Raw genomic sequence first — 17,836 nt, forward strand, 5'->3', positions numbered from 1 at the left:
GGTCCTGCCGGCATGACACCCACCCGAATGGAGTAGCAGATGACCACCTCGACCAACGGCAAGTTCGACCGCCGTCCGCTGATCGCCGGAAACTGGAAGATGAACCTGGACCATGTCCAGGGCATCACCTTCCTGCAGAAGCTCGCATGGACGCTCGACGACGCCGGACACGACCACTCACGCGTGGAAGTCTCGGTTTTTCCGCCGTTCACCGACCTCCGGGGGGTGCAGACCCTGGTGAAGGGGGATGACCTTTCTGTGGTCTTCGGTGGCCAGGACCTGTCGCCGAAGGACTCCGGCGCCTACACCGGCGACATCTCTGGACAGTTCCTCAGCCGGCTCGGCTGCACGTACGTCCTGGTCGGACACTCCGAGCGCCGGACGATCCACCAGGAGACCGACGAGGTGCTGAACGAGAAGGTCCACGCTGCCTACCGCCACAGCCTGGTGCCGGTGCTGTGCGTCGGTGAGGGCCTCGAGGTGCGTCAGGCGGGCGCCCATGTAGAGCACACGCTGGAGCAGGTGCGCCGGGGGGTTGCGGGGCTGGACCGCGCGCAGGCCGCCGACCTCGTGATTGCCTATGAGCCTGTCTGGGCGATCGGCACCGGCGAGGTCGCGGGTCCGGACGACGCGCAGGAGATGTGCGCGGCTATCCGGGCCGAGCTCGGTACCCTTTTCGATACGGAAACCGGCGCGAAGGTGCGCCTGCTCTACGGCGGATCCGTCAAGGCCGCCAGCGCTGCCTCGATCCTCCGGGAACGCGACGTCGACGGCGTGCTCGTCGGCGGGGCCAGCCTCGATGTCTCCGAGTTTGCTAGTATTGTCAGGTTCGAACAGCATCTGGGAACAGACTAGTTCGTGCGCACGCCGCTGATCCGCGGCCACCAGCCTTGAAAGGGCACTGTGGAAATCCTTCGAACCATCCTGCTCGTCCTCCTGGGTGTCACCAGCCTGCTGCTGACCCTCCTGATCCTGCTCCACAAGGGGCGCGGCGGAGGAATGTCCGACATGTTCGGTGGCGGTATGACGTCCAGCATGGGTTCGTCGGGTGTGGCCGAGCGTAACCTTAACCGTTTCACTGTTGCACTCGGCCTCGCCTGGGGCACCGTGATTGTGGCTCTCGGACTGATCCAGCGCTTCGCCGACGCCTGACGAGCGCCGCTTCTTGATGACGTGAACCGCGCGGTACCGGATCCGCAGAAAGCGCCGCCTCTTCAACTCCAACGTCGTCTCCACACCGTCGTGTCCAGCCTCTCTCCTTGGCGAAATGCTGGCGCTGCACCGCCATACCGCCGCCATCAGTTCCGGCGCCGGCGGATCTTGACAGGAGTACGGTGTACACCTTAGGTTTCATCACAGCGTGTATGCCGTATACCCTTGTCAAAGGGGATTCTGATGGAACTGTCCAGACCTACCGCCGTCATCGCCGGAGTGTTCTTCCTCCTCACCCAGATGGGCGCGATCGCAGGAGCTGCCCTCTACAGTCCGATCCTGAGAGGCACCGATTACATCACCGGTGCCGGCACAGATGATTCGATCCTTCTCGGCGCTCTCTTCGAACTGCTCCTGGTGATTTCCGCCGTCGGCACCGCCGTAACGCTGTACCCGATTCTCAAACGGCAGAACGAAGGGGTTGCTCTTGGTTTCGTCGCGGCCCGCGTGTTGGAGGCGGCGGTTCTTCTCGTCGGGATCCTCAGCCTGTTGTCGATCGTCACGCTTCGCCGGCAGTTCGACGGAGCCGCCGACGCAGACCTGGCGGCACTTTCCACCATCGGCTCCTCGCTCGTGGCCCTGCACGGCTGGACGTTCCTGTTCGGACCGAACTTCGCCCTCGGCGCCGCCTCGCTGCTCTTGGCCTACCTGATGTACTCATCAGGTCTGGTACCCCGCGCCATCGCCGTGCTCGGGCTGGTCGGCGGGGTGCTGATCGTCCTTTCCGCGATCGCCGTGATGTTCGGCGCATACGAGCAGATGTCTACCGTTGGCCTCCTCGTTGCGCTTCCCGTGTTCGCTTGGGAGGTATCCCTGGCAGTGTGGCTCATCACCAAGGGCTTCCGCCCCATGGGTATTCTCACCGCTCCTGCAGCCCTGGCCGACGTCGCCGCGGCCGCGCGGTGAAAGGGCCCCGAAGAGATGCAGCGTCCCTATGAAGCCGGCACTGTAACGTGTACGCTGCACTCCCGCTAATGACCTCACCAGCGGTTGACGAGGAGAGTGCAGGAAGTGATCGAAAAGCTCGACGGGGACCGGCGGGTTCGCCTCAACAGGGACTGCGTGCTGCAAGCCGCCGTCGCCTTGGCCGACGAGATCGGCATCGATGCGCTCAGCATGCGCCGGCTCGCCCAGGAGCTCCAGGTGGCACCGATGGCGCTGTACAAGCACGTCTCGAACAAGGAAGAGCTCCTTGACGGCATGGTTGAAGCCATCGTCGCTGAGATCACGCCCCCTGAAGCAGGTGCCGGTTGGAGGGAAGCTGTCCGGTTGCGGGTTCTCTCGGCGAGGCACGCGCTGGCTCGGCACCCCTGGGCGCGGCGGGTTGTTGAATCCCGCACCACGAAGACCCCTGCCGTCCTCGCCTATATGGATTCCTTCATCGGCATGTTCCTGGCGGGCGGCTTCTCTGCCGATCTCACCCACCACGTCATGCATGCTCTGGGCGGGCGCATGTGGGGCTTCACTCAGGAGCTGTTCGACGACTCTGCCGAGGCCGCCGGCCAAACCGAGATGTCACCGGCCGCCCGAGCGGTGATGCTGCAGCAGATGGCAGAGCTGTATCCGAACATTGCCGTCATTGCTGCATCAAGTGCGCACGACGATGCCTCGGTTGTAGGGCAGGGCTGCGACGACCAGTTCGAGTTCGAGTTCGCCCTGAACCTGCTCCTCGATGGATTCGAGCTGCTACACCGGCAGGGCTGGGCCTCACCAGCCAGCGCGGCCAGCAAGCAGGCGGCTGGGCCGACCGCAGCCTTTCCATCACGAATGGACGGGCACACGTAGACGGCGACCAGGTTCACGCCGACTGTCACGAGATCTACTGCGCTCCGGCTCAGAGCCCTGAACAGCGCAATCCCGACAATTCGTAAGCCCGGGAACCTATCGGGCAGCACCAGTTCCGAGAGAGGAGGGTCGTCGTGAAGACCGAATGGCTTGGGGACACTGAACTTGTGCGCGCCGTGGACCGCGCGTTCCGAACAACGGCGCCCGCGGCAGCGGTGGCGGTGGTTACCCCTCAGCGTGGGATGACTGCGACAGCGGGTTCTGACCATCATTCCACCTTCGAGATCGGGTCGATCTCAAAGGTGCTCACCGGCATGTTGTACAGGCATGTGACAGAGCTCGGCCTCATCTCGCAGACGACAGTCCTTCGCGAGTTGCTTCCGCTTGAGGGTCACGGAGAGGTTGGCTCCGTGAGCCTGAGTTCCCTGGCCATTCACCGCTCCGGTCTTCCGGGCTTGCCGCCAGGTATGCATCCGCTTCGTCGAAACCTGAGGTTCGTGATCGGAGGTGAAAACCCTTACGGTGATTCGCTGGTCGACCTCCTGAACCAGACACGCAACGTGCGCCTTGGCGTCCCTCGACCTCGGTACTCGAACCTGGGTTTTCAGTTACTCGGGCATGCCGTAGCGAAAGCAGCCGGGAGTAGCTACGAACAACTCCTGCAGGACGTCCTGGGCGCCGGGTTCTCGACTCCCGCGCGCGCGGAGGACCTCGGGCGTGCGGATCTGACGGGATTCAATCGGTTCGGACGCCCGATGCACCCCTGGGTAGGTGAGGCCGTCGCGCCCGCGGGAGGCGTGCGCGCGACCATAAGCACTATGCGCGGCTTTCTTCGTTCGGTCCTCGACGGGACAGCTAGGGGTCTCTCCGCGCTCGATCCGGTCTCGGAATTCACTCCCCGGGTCGGTATCGGTGCGGGGTGGATCACACTCGAGCACCGGGGCCGTGAGGTCACGTGGCACAACGGCAGCACCGGTGGGTTCAGCAGCTGGATTGGACTCGACCGGGACGCCGGCACCGGCGTCGTTGTGCTCGCGGCGGTTCACGGTTCTGTCGACAGGCAGGGGTTTCGGATCCTTACGGAATTCGCTGCACCCGGAACGGTGCCACCGTCTCCTGCCGTCAACGGCGGGCCGGCAGCGTGATCGAGAGCACCGCGTCACCGAAAGAGGGCCGATCGTGGTCTCCTCTCAGACAACGCACTGCTCACCCTCACCACTCATCGCGGCGATGGTCCTCACCGGTCATCGGCCCTGCCGGCTCCCATGATTTCTGCACCGATGCCTTCGACGTGAGCGATCGCCGGGATGCCCAGTTCAAACCGTGCCCGAATCTTCAGATTCTCGGGAGAGGAGTAGGTGCAGACTCACCGTTCTGATCGCCAATCACCTCACCGAGCATCAGCGAAGGCCGTCACGCAGTTTCGCGTTGCTGCTGATGGCCGTGATCGTCAATCACGTGTCATGGTGCCGGCCCTGAAACAGGCGCAGCCTTAGCTGATCCCATCAGTTGAGACTGAGATGCCATGTATCAGGACCCTCTCACCAGCCCGCCCCGTAGGAGGCTGTGGCGGTGGCTGCTCGTAGGGTTCGTCGCCTGTCCGGCAGCCGGTCTGGTGCTGGCGGGGTTCATCGCCCGACCGGCAACCGCCAGCGGAGATATGCAGGGCTTCACTGAACACCTTGACCGTCATCAGGCCGAATGGTTGACCGAGGCGGTGACCGCCTGGGGCGTGATGCGGCTCGTTGAGCAGCGACGGCTTGGCCTCGATGTGCCGGTCGAAAGCTATTTGAGCCGGTGGCAGTTCCCGGCCTCACCTTATGACAGCGACGGCGTCACCGTTGGTCGCTTGTTGAGTCATTCCGCTGGATTGAACAATCAGGATTACTCCCCGTTGCCGATCACCAAATCGCTGCCCGCTCTGGAGGAATCGTTGGCCGGTGAAAGCGGCGCGGTCGATGCCAGGAGCCGGCCCGACGATGTGCGTATCACCATGGAACCGGGTCAGCAGCTCCGTTACTCGAACGGCGGGTTCACAGTGCTGCAGCTGGTCATCGAGGAAGTTACCGGTGAGGAGTACTCCGCCTACATGCAGCGTGAGGTCCTCGCCCCCTGGGGATGTCCCGGAGCACCTTTCAATGGCGGGACGACATGCAGGACGTCACTGCAATCGGGTACGACGACGCGGGGCAGCCCATGCCCAACTCCGTGTTCACCGAGCGCGCGTCCGGCGGGCTCTACAGCACGGCCACGGACGTGGCCCGGTTCATGGCAGCGGGAATGCCCGGACCCGACGGCGAGCCCTCGGGACGCGGCGTGTTGTTGCCCGGGACGTTTTTCCTGATGACCGGCGAGTTCATCCTGCCGGATCAGATGACCACCAGCCTCGGGTACGAGGTCGACGCCCTCCCAAGCAGCGCTACCGGGATCGGCCACGGGGGTAGTAACAGGGGTACCTCGACACAGTTTATGACCCTGCCCGATCGTGGCGAAGGCATCGTCGTACTCTCCAACAGTCGTAACTACGCAGTGATCGGCGTAATCATGCAGGCTTGGGAGGCATGGCTGGGAACCGGTTCCTCCAATATTGGTGTCCGGCTCGAGAGCGACCTCGAACCCGTGGCAACCACGTTCTTGATCGTCGGAGGCCTACTGGCCGCGGGTGCCCTGGGGTGGGGTGGATACCTCCTCAGAGAAGTGTTCGTCGGGCATCGGAGCTGGCTGTGGCGCCCCCTTCCCGCCCGCGGGATCTGGAGTTGGCTGGGTAGGGTGGGCGTACTCACACTCATCGCCGCCGTCGCGGCCACAGGGTGGCTGGTGCCACAGCGGGACCTGATCGCCTCGTACCTCCCGACAGAGACCCACCTGTTGACGGCGGCTCTCATGCTCAGCTGTCTCGCCGGGGCGGCCACCGTCCTGACTCGGCGGTCGGGGACACGTGCCGGGGCACGGCCATCAGCGGGCCCCGGATCGTGATCGTGACGTTCGCGCCGTCGCCGATCCTCGACGGGACAGGGCCGTTGGAGGCGTTCTCCAGTGCCTCGGGTTCCTACCTGATGTCGTCTAGGACAATCGATGAGATGAGGTTGAATGGTGCGACCGCCGGATTGCCCTGGGTTGCTGAGAACCACATGGTTACGCCGATGAATACGGCGCCTCCAACAACGCCGCCCACGGCGCCAAGAAGGGCGTAGCGGACGAGGCTCGGTTTCGTTCGTGCTTCACTAATCGACACGATGAGACTTTTTTACACGTGGGCTTACACAGCCAGGCCGCGACGGGCGCACCAGGTACCACGAGGATTCAGGCCATGTTCGTTAGTGCACTTTCGCGGTTGTACATGTACTGGCGGAGCCGGCTACTGCAACTCTTCGAAGGCGCCCGGCCCGTCCTCAAATGCGAAGGGGCGGATTGCTCCGGCTTCCATGTCGTAACGCTCCGCCATGCGGGATGCGGCAGGGGCGTCACCGGGACGTTTTTCCCTGACCAGGATCCGACCTTCAGGGCACTTATTTTTATCGATCGGCTTTGACAGCTGTGGCCTTCCCTCGTAGATCGTTATCCCCACGTAAGGGCTTTTTAGTTGTTGTTTTGTTTCAGTGGAATGGGTGGGGGGTGTGTGTTTTGGTGATGACTTACACTGGGTGGACTTACGAGAGGATTATGGGTATGAGGCTTGAGGGCTGGCATTTGATCATTATTATCGCGGTTGCTGTTTTGTTGTTCGGGGCGCCGAAACTGCCGGGGCTGGCGCGTAGCGTCGGGCAGTCTCTGCGGATCTTCAAATCAGAGGTCAAGCAGATGAAGGAAGATGGCCATGACACAGCGGAGGAGAAATCCGTGCCGGTTGTCGGTAATGTTGTTGTTCCTTCTCGCCCGGACGGCACGGCCCGGGCAGCGGATGCCTCTGCTGCGCCTGATGCTGCTGGGCCTGATGCTGCCAGGCCCGGTCCCGGACCTCAGGCTTCTGTTCATCCTTCGGCCCGTTCGCTGTAGGGCGTTTTGGTGCGCGGGGGAGGACGTAAATCCAATCCTGAGGGGCGGATGGCGCTTGGGGAGCATCTGAAAGAGGCACGGGACAGGTTTTTCATCGCGGCGGTTGCCGTGGTGTTGGGTACCGTGGCCGGTTTCGTTGTTTATGATCCGGTTTTGGCCGCGTTGTCTCGCCCTATTCAGGATTTGAATGCCCGCGAGGGACGCAGCGCGGCACTGAACTTCGATGGTGTGGCTTCGCCCTTTGACCTCATGATTCAGGTATCGGTGTTCCTGGGTCTGGTGTTGTCGAGCCCGGTGTGGCTGTATCAGTTGTGGGCGTTCATCACCCCGAGCCTGAAAACGAAGGAGCGCCGGGTCACGGTCGCCTTCATTGCTGTGGCCGTGCCGTTGTTCCTGTCCGGGATCTTCCTGGCGTGGCTGATCCTGCCTAACGCGGTGCGCGTCTTGACGGACTTCACCCCGGGGGGTTTCTCGAACATCATCACCGTGACCGTGTTCATCACGTTCCTTTTGCGGTTGATGCTTGCCTTCGGCATAGCGTTCCTCCTGCCGGTGGTGTTGTTCGGGTTGAATCTGGTGGGCATCGTTTCGGGAAAGCAGATCCTGAAGGCGTGGCGTATCACCATCTTCCTGGTGTGTCTTTTCGCTGCGATGGCAGCCCCTGGTGCGGACGCGATGAGCATGTTCTACCTCGCGGCGCCGATGCTGCTGCTCTTCTTCATCGCTATCGGTTTGTGCCTGCTGAACGACAAGCGGCGGGCCCGGAGAAACACCGTCCAGCAGGCATATCTGGAGGCAACAGCCAACCGGGCCTCAGTGATCGACGGAATCTAATCGGCGACAGGAAAAAAGAACTTCGGGTGTTCTGATCAGACCTTCGCGTGTTCTGTTCAGAGTTGTGATCAGAACGTGGAATAGGTCATCACTGTCCCGGGGCGCCGGCTTCTTTTTGCGTGTGTTGATCGGTCAGGAAATGCTGGATTGTGTGCTGTCAGAAGACCAACTGAAACTGATTAATCGGGATAGTTGAGCGATTCCGCGGTGATCGTCGCTGTAGTGTTCTCGTTGTGTTGGGAATCAACGGGTACGAATTCATACTGCTGGGAATCCTTGCTGTCATCATCGTGGGTCCTGAGCGGCTTCCGGACTATGCCGCGCAACTGGGGCAGTTGGTGCGTACCCTGCGCCGGATGGCCAGCGGCGCCCGTGTCCAGCTCCGGGAGGAAATGGGTCCTGAAATCGATGATGTCGACTGGCGTAAACTCGACCCCCGCCAGTACGACCCACGGCGCATCATCAAAGAAGCCCTGGCCGATGACTTGGAAGAGCCGATCAAGCCCCCCGACGCAGGCGCACCTTGGCCCGCGTCGGGAGCCCATACCCCACCACCTCCAGGGCCGACCGCAGGAGCGCACGCAGCATCGCCGGCATCCTCTGATTCCGCCCTTGGACAGCCGTTGGGATCCGAAATCAGTGAACCGCCGAGCGCCCGTGGCAGCGAAGAACCCCCAAGCCCGCGTGTCAGCGAATCCCCGACCCCCCGTGTTCCAGCCAAACCCGGCGATCGAGCGACCATCGGCAGTGCCGGTCAGTGACAACCATCGCGGTTCGCGTCCCTTTCCGCGTCCTAGACAGACCGAATCGCTCTATGGTCAGCTAAGGATCATCGCATCCCGTGCGCGGCGTGTGATTCGTGAATAGCGCAGCGCGGCGGCATGACGATGACAATGACAATGACAATGACAATGACAATGACAATGACAAAGGTGCAGTGGATGGTTTCGACGTCGGCATCAAAGACGGGCCTGCAAATCGCAGGGCGTTCCTGAGGGTAACGGTGGCTGGGTAGATGAAACATAGACGATCGAGGGCCATGGGTTCGGGCGGCCGCAGGCTGTTGTCCGTGGCCGCGGCTGTGCTCCTGGCGGGTGGGATCGGCACTGTTGGTGTCGGTCTGCAAAGCGACGCATCAGCCGAGACCGCCGCCTACCAATCCACGGTTGTACCGTCATCGCCTCCTGCTCTCCCACTGACCACTGCGCCGCCCGCTCCTGAGGCGCCGCCCGCTCCTGAGGCGCCGCCCGTTCCTGAGGCTTCGACAGTTCCTGCGGCGCCGGCTGCTCCCGAGGTTCCGGGCACCTCAGGTGCCGTGGTAGGGCCGGTCCTACCGTTTTCGGAGCCGGTCAGTGTGGCCAGTGACATTATTGGGGTGGATTCTTCGCTGATGAAACTGGGGCTGGAGCCCGATGGGACGGTGGCTGTTCCTCCCGGGGATGCTGGTTCTCCGGCGGGGTGGTATGAGGGCTCGGTGACACCCGGCGAGTTGGGGGCTTCGGTCATCCTCGGTCATGTCAACTCGACGCAGACCGGTATCGGTGTGTTTTACCGTCTGCATGAATTGCAGGACGCGGACCAGGTCTCGGTGACCCGCGCGGACGGGACGGTCGCGGTGTTCCAGGTGTATCGGACGGATACCTATGATCAGGACAACTTTCCCACCATGGAGGTGTACGGGCCTACTGACCGGGCGGAATTGCGTTTGATTACCTGCGGCGGTTACGAGCCCTCCACCGGCGAATTCACCCAGAACACCGTCGTGTATGCCTACCTCATTTCCAGCCACCCCGCCGGAACCTAGTCACTTTTTTTGGTCATTTGTCGGCGCGGTTCTTGTAATTGCCTGCTGGAACCATGATGATCAGGAGTACACGAGGGAGTTTCTCAACATCTCCCAGGGTCTCTAGTGAACGGTTGGTGCTGGGTTATGTTCGATCAGAGTTTTATTGCCAAAGCTATTTCCAGGAGTGCTGAAAGTCCTGTTGACCGTCGCCGTTTCTTCCGGACCGCAGGACTGACCGGTCTCGGCGTCAGCTCCGCGGCCCTGCTGGCCACCGCGGGACCAGCCAGCGCCGCACCCATGGATATGGAAGGGCCCAGCGATTCCGCGATCCTGAACTTCGCACTGAACCTGGAATACCTGGAAGCAGAGTTCTACCTGCGGGCCATCGACGGCCAGGGCTTGTCATCGGACATGATCGGCGGAACAGGTACCCCCGGCGGTGTGACCGGCGGACACGCCGTTCCCTTCAAAACCAAGAAAATCGAGCAGTACGCCAGGGAAATCGCCGCTGACGAGAAAGCACACGTCGCTCTCCTTCGCACAGCACTGGGCAGTTCCGCTGTGTCCCGGCCTGCCATCGACATCGGCGCGAGTTTCACCGCGGCCGCCGTGGCCGCCGGGCTGATCAAGGAAGGCGAGCCCTTCGACGTCTACGAAAGCGAAGAGAACTTCCTGCTGGGTGCGTTCATCTTCGAAGATGTCGGAGTCACCGCCTACAAGGGCGCCGCCCCGCTGATCACCAACAAGACGTTCCTCGACGCCGCGGCCGGTCTCCTCGCCGTCGAGGCGTACCACGCCGGGATCATCCGGACCACCCTGTCCGGGCTCGACCTCATCGCCCCGACCATCGCGATTTCCGATCTTCGCGACAAGGTCGACGGCCCCGAGGACATCGATCAGCCCATCGTGCTGAACGACGTCGCGAACCTGGTGCCCACTGATGCCAACGGACTGGTCTTCAGCCGCACCCCGGGTCAGGTCCTGAACATCGTGTACTTGAACCCGGAGCCCGTACGCTCCGGCGGGTTCTTCCCCAACGGTGTCAACGGCGAACTCAACGGCAGCGGAAACCTCGCCGCCGCACCAGCCGGAGCGATGCCCTCGGGCGCACCCGACACCGGAATCGAAGGATCCACCACCGGCCAGCCCGACATGGGCCTGATCGGCCTCGGCGGCGGAGTGGCCCTGGCCGCCGGCGCAGCACTGGCCGTACAACACAAAATGGGGAACAAAACCACCGCGGACAACACCCCGGCAGCCTCCGAGTAAAGAAACACCCTCGCAGCGGGTTCTCGCAGCAACGCGACCACACTGAGCACTGATGGTCACCATCCACCACAACAAGGTCATGGTGACCATCAGTGCGCTGCGGGAAGAACACGGCAGAACTCGACCCGGAACAGCCCGGACCATCCATCAGCAAAAAGAACAGCAGCCAGTGGAAGAACAGCAGCCACCCTCTGATCGTCCAGTCGGCGCGACAGCAACATACCTCGATGGCGACACCGAGCATTTCCGCCAACCACCTGGTGGCCCTTCAGCCGGGGCTCGCACCACCGTTCGGGACAAGCAGAAGCTCCAGTGCTGCGGACAGAGCTACTCCCACTTCTTCCAGTGAGGGTCGGCCGCGATGTGCGGCGGGACCGACCCTCACTGGGGCTCCCGAAAGTCGTGAAAGACTTTGAAACCCTAGGACACTAGGAGTCCGAAATTCTCGAATTCCGGAATATAGTGCAGTGGCTTTCACGGATGACGAGGAAATCCGGGCGGCGTCGGGGGAGGGTTTTCATTGTCCGGCTGAAAGCGCCGGGAACGGATCAACGGGTCATCAGTATTGTCGGTAGAGTCACAAAATGAGCAGCGTTGGCGATCAACTTGAGGGCTCCACGCCTGATACGGCCATCCCGGTGGGCGGTCCCAGGTCACAGGGAGCCATCGTCCTGGGTGACCGGTATGCCTTGGGTGTCCTGATCGGCCAAGGCGGCATGGCCTCTGTCTACCAGGCAACGGATGAACTGCTTGGCAGGGAAGTGGCAGTGAAAGTTTTCCGGGCAAGTTCAACGACGCAAAACGATGCCCAACGCCAGCATGGTGAAGGAAAGGTCCTGGCAGGGCTGAATCACCCTAACCTCGTGACTGTTTTTGATATCGGAACAGATACCAGTACCTTGCATCCACAAACGTACCTGGTGATGGAACTGGTCCGGGGAACGGATCTGCAGCGCGCCAAGCACCAGGGACCGTTCGCCTCGGCCCCGGCGGCGACCCTGGGGTCCGGGATCGCCGACGCCCTGGCCGACATTCATGGGCGCGGCATCATTCACCGGGACGTGAAACCGGGGAACATCCTCATCTCAAACGATGAGAATCTCCACGGGAGGACCCGCTACAAGCTCACTGACTTCGGTATCGCCCGCGTTCTTGACGAATCCCGTCTCACCGGTACCGGACAGTCCATCGGAACGGCCGCGTACTCTAGCCCTGAACAGGCCCGGGGCGGCCCTGTCACTTCAGCCAGCGATGTTTACTCCCTCGGGCTGGTCCTGCTGGAAACCCTGACAGGAGTCACAGCTTTTCCTGGTCCGGCCGCCGCGTCAGCCGTGGCGCGTCTCCACCGGGACCCTGACATCCCGGTAACACTCGGCGACCCCTGGGTAGGGCTGCTCACCCGCATGACTGCCCAGGACGCGGCCGCCCGTCCGAGAGCTGCCGACGTCTCCGCAACCCTGCAAAATGACCCCCTTTTCGGAACCGAAGAGGACTTCCACGCCGGATCGCACATCATTCCTGAATCGGCAGCGCACATCCTTCCCGAGGCAACGGTGGAACCTGACAACGCCAACCCCACCCGGCCAGGGGACATCGTCCCCGAAACCGCAAGCGCCGAGGGAAAAGGCACGCCGACTGAACTTGGACCCACCGGGTCACTGCGCTTGGACGCCTTATCGTCCTCTCCCATCACGGACTCGCTCGACATTGATACCGCCACCGACACCACGACGCAACCACATCCCTCGGTGGCGGAACATCATCAAAAGCCTGTTCTGCGGTGGGTGCTGATTGTTCTTGCAGCACTAATCGGAATCCTTTTTACCGTCGTGGCGCTGATGCTGGTCTTTGACGGACAGGCTCAACCCGTTCCCGTGGATTACCCCCCAGCGTCGGGGGAACTGGGCGAACTCCTTATTGACCTGCAGGAAAGCGTGGACCCCTGATGACTTTCCGCCGCAACGAAATGCGCCACTTCAACCGGACCCGCAAAACTACGACGGTGGCGGCGTTGTGGATTGTTGTGCTTACCGGCTGCAGCGGGGCACAGGACTACAATGTCCGCGCCGCGGAGCAACGCCAGGCGGACGTCCTGGCCGTAACCCGGCACACCATCAATGAGGACTACAGTGCATCACTGAAAACCCTGGACGGCCTCGTTCTCAGGCTCAACTTTTTGGTCGACAACGGTTCAGTTCCCGCCGATCGAAGGGAGCGCATCGACACCGCTATAGCAGCCCTGCGGGCTGGTCTGGAAGCCAGAATCACCGCCCAAGAACAACCAACACCAGGCCCGACACCCACATCAGAGCCCCCAGAACCCTCCACTGCTTCGCCGACACCAGCACCACAGCCGGCGCCAGTACTGCCTCCGAGAGCTCCCGCTCCAGTGCCTGTGCTGCCAGTACCTCCACGGCAACCGGCTCCTGTGCTGCCTGGCGCCCCTGCTCCCGTGCCTGCCCCGGTGCCTGTGCTTCCTGTCCTTCCACGGCAGCAGGTTCCGGTGGTACCTGGCGCGCCGGTTCCGGCGCCGAGCGTTCCTGCAGTAACCCCCGCACCACCCGGGCCCGCGCCGGTGCTCAGTAGCATTGTTCCCGCCGAACCCACACCCGAACCGGTGCCTCCATCGGGTGGCCCCACCCCTGTTCCGACCGTGCCGGTACCCACACCAAGTGATCCACCTGTACTGCCGCCTGTACTGCCACCGGGACCAGCGCCGGTGCCGAGCGGCCCGGTACTGCCGTCGCTTCTACCCACCGATCCTTAAAACTCCACCAAGACAGCAAATTCCTGCTCAGGGCCTCGCCGCAGCCGGTAGAACCTACCCCGTCCCCCGCCAAAGCCATACCACCTAACCTGCTCATGGAAGTGGTTGACCCACAGGTGGACGGCTTTGAGCTGACTTCCAAGGGGTCCACCCGCCCACAGGTGGATGAACCACTGCAGGTATAGCTCATTCACCGTTTCATTTACAGTCCCGTTCGACCGGGTACCGAAGAAGGTGCCCTAGTTTGAGGGGCCCTTGGACTGGTGGCGATCCTCGCGATCGACGTTGTAGGTGATTCGGACCTGTTCTGCGGGCAGGACGGATGGGGATGGGCGGTGCCTTCCTGGACCATTCTGGGTCTGCTTACCGGCCTATGCCGTGTACCGGACGGTCAGTGGTCGATGATCGGGCCTGACTGCTATAGCCCTCCGGGTGTCACCACCTGGTGCTCTTCGCTGTTGTGTGTTCCAGATTACAGAGCCGGGGCGAGGTGGGAGCCTACCGTCGGAGAACATCTGCGACGAGGAAGGCATGCATCATGACTGCATCACACAACGCGGCACCGGCTAATGCCGCCGGCAATACTCCGTCCGCTTCGACGGCTCCACCTATCACGTTGCGGCTCCTGGCAGGTGTTGTCGGTGGGCTGAGCGGTGGAATGGTTTTTGGCGCATTGATGGCCATGATGGGTATGCTCCCGATGATTGCCTCCCTTATCGGCTCTACTTCAGCAGCCGTGGGATTCATCGTTCACCTGGTTATCTCCATACTGATAGGGCTTGTCCTGACCATTCCCGGCGCTGGTCTGCTCACCGGCAGCCTCGTAAAAAGTGCTTTCATTGGTCTGGTTTACGGGGCCCTGTGGTGGGTGCTCGGGCCTCTGGTGATCATGCCTGCCATGATGGGCATGCCTGTCCTCACCCTCGGCGGATCGTCTCTGATGTCCCTGGTGGGACACCTGATGTACGGTCTTATTCTGGGACTGGTCGCGGCCGTCATCATCCGACGCCGCCGATGACTGCACCGATGACAGCGCACCGCTTGAATGATGCGTGCTCGAGAACTGTCCTATCCGCCGCTAGTACGCTGGTGAAGGGGTGGGCACCCCACGAACGGGAGGTAGATTCCTTGGCTGAGACAGGGGAGCCCTTCAGCTGCCTCAACGCCGTCGAGCTTTTCGTTGACCTCTCCGCGCGCGACCTGGCAGCCCTGGACCGGGCGTCTCCTCCGAAACGGTTCGGCAGCGGTGAACTCGTCTTCAGTCAGAGCCAGCCGGTGAGCGCCCTGTTCATCCTCAAGGAAGGCCGGATCAGGATTTTCCGTGTCGCCGAGGACGGTAAAACCCTCACCATCGCGATCCTCGAACCCGGCGCAGTCTTCGGCGAGATGCTGCTGGTTGGCCAGCAAATGTATGACAACTACGCCGAAGCCATCGAAGACTCCGTCATCTGCCAGCTCAGCGCCGCGGACGTCGAAGAACACTTTCTTTCCAACCCCAAGATCGCTGTGAAAATCTCCCGCCTCCTCGGCGAACAGGTGGCCCGCCTCGAAGAGCGACTCACCGACAGGGCACTGCGGCCCCTCACGGCGCGGACCGCCTCGACACTGCTCAAACTCGCTGACACGGCCCCGCGCAGCCGCTTCACCCACGCCCGCGCCGTGAAACTCACCCACGAGCAGCTCGCCGGACTCCTCGGCGTCACCCGCGAAGCGACCAGCAAGACCATGGCCGACTTCGCCGCCCGCGGGCTCATCCGGCAGGGCCGCGGACGCATCACCATCGACGACCTCGACGGGCTCCGCCGCATCTCCCGCACCACCTTCTGACAACCACCTCGTCGGGACCGACCTCGACGTACCCGCAGCCCCAGGACTCTAAACATCCGCGCGGACCCGTGCCGATTCGTCCCGGCATGAGCACCTGCGCCCGTCGCCACCGGCTGCTCGAGCCCACACGGAAGTCGGCCCATAGGAACACCGAGCGCATAGGAAAAGACCATGAGAATTGAATTGCTGCACATTCCACATTGCCCGCACACAGAGGAAACAGCACTGAGAATCCGTAGCGCACTGGCCGCTTTGGGAAGAGCTGACCTCAAAGTGCATCGGAAGAAACTGACATCAGCAGCGGAAATCCAAGGGACCGCTTTCGCGGGCTCTCCGACCATCGCCCTTGATGGTGTCGATCTCTTTCCCACACGGGCGCCCACCACAGATCTCGCTTGCCGTATCTACCACACACCGGACGGTGTCGCCGGACTTCCTACAGCGGGCCAACTACACGAAGCCCTAGGACAGTGCCTGAGCAGCTAATCTCACCACCCCGGAGGGCTGCGTTAAGAGCGTAGAACACCCGCCGTGGCTGCGGGAAGGGGATGGGCTTTACATTGTCGACGTCGAGCTCGGCCTTGCGCGGCATGATCAGCTTCTGCGGGCATTACGAACCTCCTCGATCCGCTGATCCTTTAGCTTCGTGAGTGCACCAAGTACCGGTTTTCTGGTTCAGTGCCCACACGAAGGGACTACGGGCGGGCACTGACAATCAGTCCCAGCGGCTGGTTGGAAGAATTTTGCGGGTCATCCACCTGTGGGCGGGTGGAGCCCAGGGGATCAGCTCAAAGCCGTCCAACCTGTGGGTGACCTGCAATTCTTGTGCGGGGCAGAACGGCGCACCAGGGTGTTGGAAGCGGTTGCGAGGCAGTTGGGGGGTAACGGGGTACGGAAGAATCCCGGGTGCATACCCATCCGGTTCCGGTCCGGGCCCCGATTGAGTATTGTCCTTCAACTCCCGACAGAATTATGGAGGCACGATATGCAGAATCTTTTGACGAAGTCCCTGGCCGCCACCGCCATCAGCGGTGTGATGATTCTCGGAGGCGCCGGCATGGCCAGCGCCAACAGCACCGAGACCAGCGTGGACGAGGTCACCACCCAGGTGAGCGATAACCGGATCACCGACAGCGGCAATGTGTCGCTGGATAACATCCTGGGCGGTGGTGTACTCGACATTGATGATATCGCGAGTGGCAACAATGTGCTCAACGGGATCGACACTAATGTGTCGGACAACCTGAACGGCAACTTCAGCGGTAATGACGCTGATGTTGATGCCAGCCCTGATGTGGACGCTGACGTCGATGCCGATAACTCGGTCGACAGTTCCACTGACAGCGGTGAGGACAACGAGGGCCTGCTGGGCGGACTGCTCTAGCCAAACCCCTGCATGACGATGTGGCACCTACCCCGACCCCGGGGTAGGTGCCACACCCATATCCGGGAGCCACCAACCAGAACTGGTATTTCCCGGCGGGGTGCGGCGGTTATGCGGCGTCTGTGACGCGGCGTCGGATAAGAGCCCCGGATTACTGGGTAGGCGGTGAGGGCTCACGGGGCTGCCCCGGTGATGGATCCTTCACCGCGACACGCCAATTCATCTCTTATTTCCGAGCGGATGACTCCCCTGTGGTTGTTTCCACGATGTGTTCCTGGCCGTGTCGAGAGTTTATTAAAGAGGTGGTGACCCAGACGGCGCTGGAGGCTGCGGGGCCGAGGTCTATGTTTTTTTGTTGGCCGGAGAGGGTGATGGTGGTGGTGTCCGTGTAGGGGCGTTGTTGGTGGATGGTGAGTTGGGCATCGGGGGTCAGGCCGATGTCGGAGAAGTATCTGAGCATTGCGGGGTCGGCGTCGGAGATCCGGACGACAGTTACTTCACTTATCGGTTCCGCGTGACCGAGTTGGATGGCGCCGGGACGGTGTGGTTGGCCGTCGGCGGAAGGTATGGGGTCTCCGTGGGGGTCGCGGGTGGGATGCCCTAGGTGTTGGTCGATGCGTTCGATCATGGTGTCCGAGACGGCGTGCTCGAGCACTTCGGCTTCATCATGGACTTCGTCCCAGCCATAGCCAAGGACCTGGACCAGGAACGTTTCCAGAAGCCGGTGCCTGCGGACCATGTCTACGGCATGTGCGGACCCGGCTGGGGTGAGTTCGATCGTCCCGTACGGGGCATGGGTCAGAAGACCCTGGTCCTTGAGTTTTTTGATGCTGTCCGAGACGGTGGAGGGCCGAACCCCCATGCGTTCCGCCAGAACGGTGACCGTGATCGGGGTTGTCGACCATTCCGTGGCAGTCCAAATGAGTTTCAGGTAGTCCTGGGCGGAATTGGTCAGGTCGGATACCGGCATGCAATC

18 protein-coding genes and 1 pseudogene are annotated in these 17,836 nt (G+C 62.1%); 16 read left to right on the forward strand and 3 right to left on the reverse strand.

Features of this window, described 5'->3' with window-relative positions; translation table 11 throughout:
• Positions 1 to 39 precede the first annotated feature (39 nt).
• The 6 genes and pseudogenes from tpiA (at position 40) to Y704_RS25170 (ending at position 5,973) form a co-directional block, all read left to right on the forward strand.
• Positions 40 to 855 carry a triose-phosphate isomerase gene (tpiA, locus tag Y704_RS0106840; protein ID WP_026549566.1) on the forward strand — a complete coding sequence of 272 codons (816 nt, stop codon included), beginning with the start codon at positions 40 to 42 and terminating at the stop codon, positions 853 to 855.
• Positions 856 to 903: 48 nt separating this feature from the next.
• A complete protein-coding gene (gene secG, locus Y704_RS0106845; protein ID WP_026549567.1) occupies positions 904 to 1,152 on the forward strand; it encodes a preprotein translocase subunit SecG in 249 nt (82 codons plus the stop codon).
• 243 nt (positions 1,153 to 1,395) lie between these two features.
• Positions 1,396 to 2,118 carry a DUF4386 domain-containing protein gene (locus Y704_RS19525; protein WP_035771871.1) on the forward strand — a complete coding sequence of 241 codons (723 nt, stop codon included), beginning with the start codon at positions 1,396 to 1,398 and terminating at the stop codon, positions 2,116 to 2,118.
• A 105-nt stretch (positions 2,119 to 2,223) separates the two neighbouring features.
• Positions 2,224 to 2,997 (forward strand): TetR/AcrR family transcriptional regulator, encoded by a 774-nt coding sequence (locus tag Y704_RS19530; protein WP_051476777.1) that lies wholly within the window; start codon positions 2,224 to 2,226, stop codon positions 2,995 to 2,997.
• 176 nt (positions 2,998 to 3,173) lie between these two features.
• Entirely contained in the window at positions 3,174 to 4,142 is a 969-nt protein-coding gene (locus Y704_RS19535) for a serine hydrolase domain-containing protein (RefSeq protein WP_275451057.1), read from the forward strand.
• Between the two features lie 590 nt (positions 4,143 to 4,732).
• Positions 4,733 to 5,973 (forward strand): annotated as a pseudogene (locus tag Y704_RS25170) (serine hydrolase domain-containing protein).
• Positions 5,974 to 6,046: 73 nt separating this feature from the next.
• Here the strand turns inward: Y704_RS25170 and Y704_RS24400 are convergent.
• Positions 6,047 to 6,232, reverse strand: coding sequence for a hypothetical protein (locus Y704_RS24400; RefSeq protein ID WP_162149381.1), 186 nt, complete (start codon positions 6,230 to 6,232; stop codon positions 6,047 to 6,049).
• A gap of 434 nt (positions 6,233 to 6,666) precedes the next feature.
• Between Y704_RS24400 and tatA the strand changes: the two genes are divergently transcribed.
• The 7 genes from tatA (at position 6,667) to Y704_RS0106900 (ending at position 12,828) form a co-directional block, all read left to right on the forward strand.
• Positions 6,667 to 6,993, forward strand: a complete 327-nt coding sequence (tatA, locus tag Y704_RS23310) for a Sec-independent protein translocase subunit TatA (protein WP_155850249.1) — start codon at positions 6,667 to 6,669, stop codon at positions 6,991 to 6,993.
• A gap of 48 nt (positions 6,994 to 7,041) precedes the next feature.
• Positions 7,042 to 7,827, forward strand: a complete 786-nt coding sequence (gene tatC / locus Y704_RS0106880) for a twin-arginine translocase subunit TatC (RefSeq protein ID WP_026549571.1) — start codon at positions 7,042 to 7,044, stop codon at positions 7,825 to 7,827.
• Positions 7,828 to 8,060: 233 nt separating this feature from the next.
• Positions 8,061 to 8,588 carry a twin-arginine translocase TatA/TatE family subunit gene (locus Y704_RS25650; protein WP_343212823.1) on the forward strand — a complete coding sequence of 176 codons (528 nt, stop codon included), beginning with the start codon at positions 8,061 to 8,063 and terminating at the stop codon, positions 8,586 to 8,588.
• Positions 8,589 to 8,866: 278 nt separating this feature from the next.
• Complete coding sequence (locus Y704_RS25545; RefSeq protein WP_216698956.1) at positions 8,867 to 9,631, forward strand: class F sortase; 765 nt, start codon at positions 8,867 to 8,869, stop codon at positions 9,629 to 9,631.
• Between the two features lie 126 nt (positions 9,632 to 9,757).
• A complete protein-coding gene (locus Y704_RS19545; RefSeq protein ID WP_081747453.1) occupies positions 9,758 to 10,882 on the forward strand; it encodes a ferritin-like domain-containing protein in 1,125 nt (374 codons plus the stop codon).
• Between the two features lie 52 nt (positions 10,883 to 10,934).
• Positions 10,935 to 11,231, forward strand: coding sequence for a hypothetical protein (locus Y704_RS23955; protein ID WP_155850251.1), 297 nt, complete (start codon positions 10,935 to 10,937; stop codon positions 11,229 to 11,231).
• Positions 11,232 to 11,466: 235 nt separating this feature from the next.
• Positions 11,467 to 12,828 carry a serine/threonine-protein kinase gene (locus tag Y704_RS0106900; RefSeq protein WP_051476779.1) on the forward strand — a complete coding sequence of 454 codons (1,362 nt, stop codon included), beginning with the start codon at positions 11,467 to 11,469 and terminating at the stop codon, positions 12,826 to 12,828.
• A gap of 318 nt (positions 12,829 to 13,146) precedes the next feature.
• Here the strand turns inward: Y704_RS0106900 and Y704_RS0106905 are convergent, their stop codons facing one another.
• A complete protein-coding gene (locus Y704_RS0106905; protein WP_026549575.1) occupies positions 13,147 to 13,371 on the reverse strand; it encodes a hypothetical protein in 225 nt (74 codons plus the stop codon).
• Between the two features lie 816 nt (positions 13,372 to 14,187).
• On the opposite strand from Y704_RS0106905, the gene Y704_RS0106915 reads away from it, so the two are divergent.
• The 3 genes from Y704_RS0106915 (at position 14,188) to Y704_RS0106925 (ending at position 16,860) form a co-directional block, all read left to right on the forward strand.
• Positions 14,188 to 14,667 (forward strand): DUF6789 family protein, encoded by a 480-nt coding sequence (locus Y704_RS0106915; protein ID WP_253904252.1) that lies wholly within the window; start codon positions 14,188 to 14,190, stop codon positions 14,665 to 14,667.
• A 110-nt stretch (positions 14,668 to 14,777) separates the two neighbouring features.
• Complete coding sequence (locus tag Y704_RS0106920; protein ID WP_035771875.1) at positions 14,778 to 15,476, forward strand: Crp/Fnr family transcriptional regulator; 699 nt, start codon at positions 14,778 to 14,780, stop codon at positions 15,474 to 15,476.
• A gap of 985 nt (positions 15,477 to 16,461) precedes the next feature.
• The gene (locus tag Y704_RS0106925) at positions 16,462 to 16,860 is read left to right on the forward strand and encodes a hypothetical protein (RefSeq protein ID WP_026549579.1); all 399 of its coding nucleotides are present in this window, start codon (positions 16,462 to 16,464) and stop codon (positions 16,858 to 16,860) included.
• Positions 16,861 to 17,086: 226 nt separating this feature from the next.
• On the opposite strand, the gene Y704_RS19550 is transcribed toward Y704_RS0106925, so the two are convergent.
• Positions 17,087 to 17,830, reverse strand: a complete 744-nt coding sequence (locus tag Y704_RS19550; RefSeq protein WP_051476780.1) for a metal-dependent transcriptional regulator — start codon at positions 17,828 to 17,830, stop codon at positions 17,087 to 17,089.
• Positions 17,831 to 17,836 lie beyond the last annotated feature (6 nt).

The sequence above is a fragment of the Arthrobacter sp. Br18 genome, from assembly GCF_000520555.1.
In the GTDB taxonomy this organism is placed as follows: domain Bacteria; phylum Actinomycetota; class Actinomycetes; order Actinomycetales; family Micrococcaceae; genus Arthrobacter_D.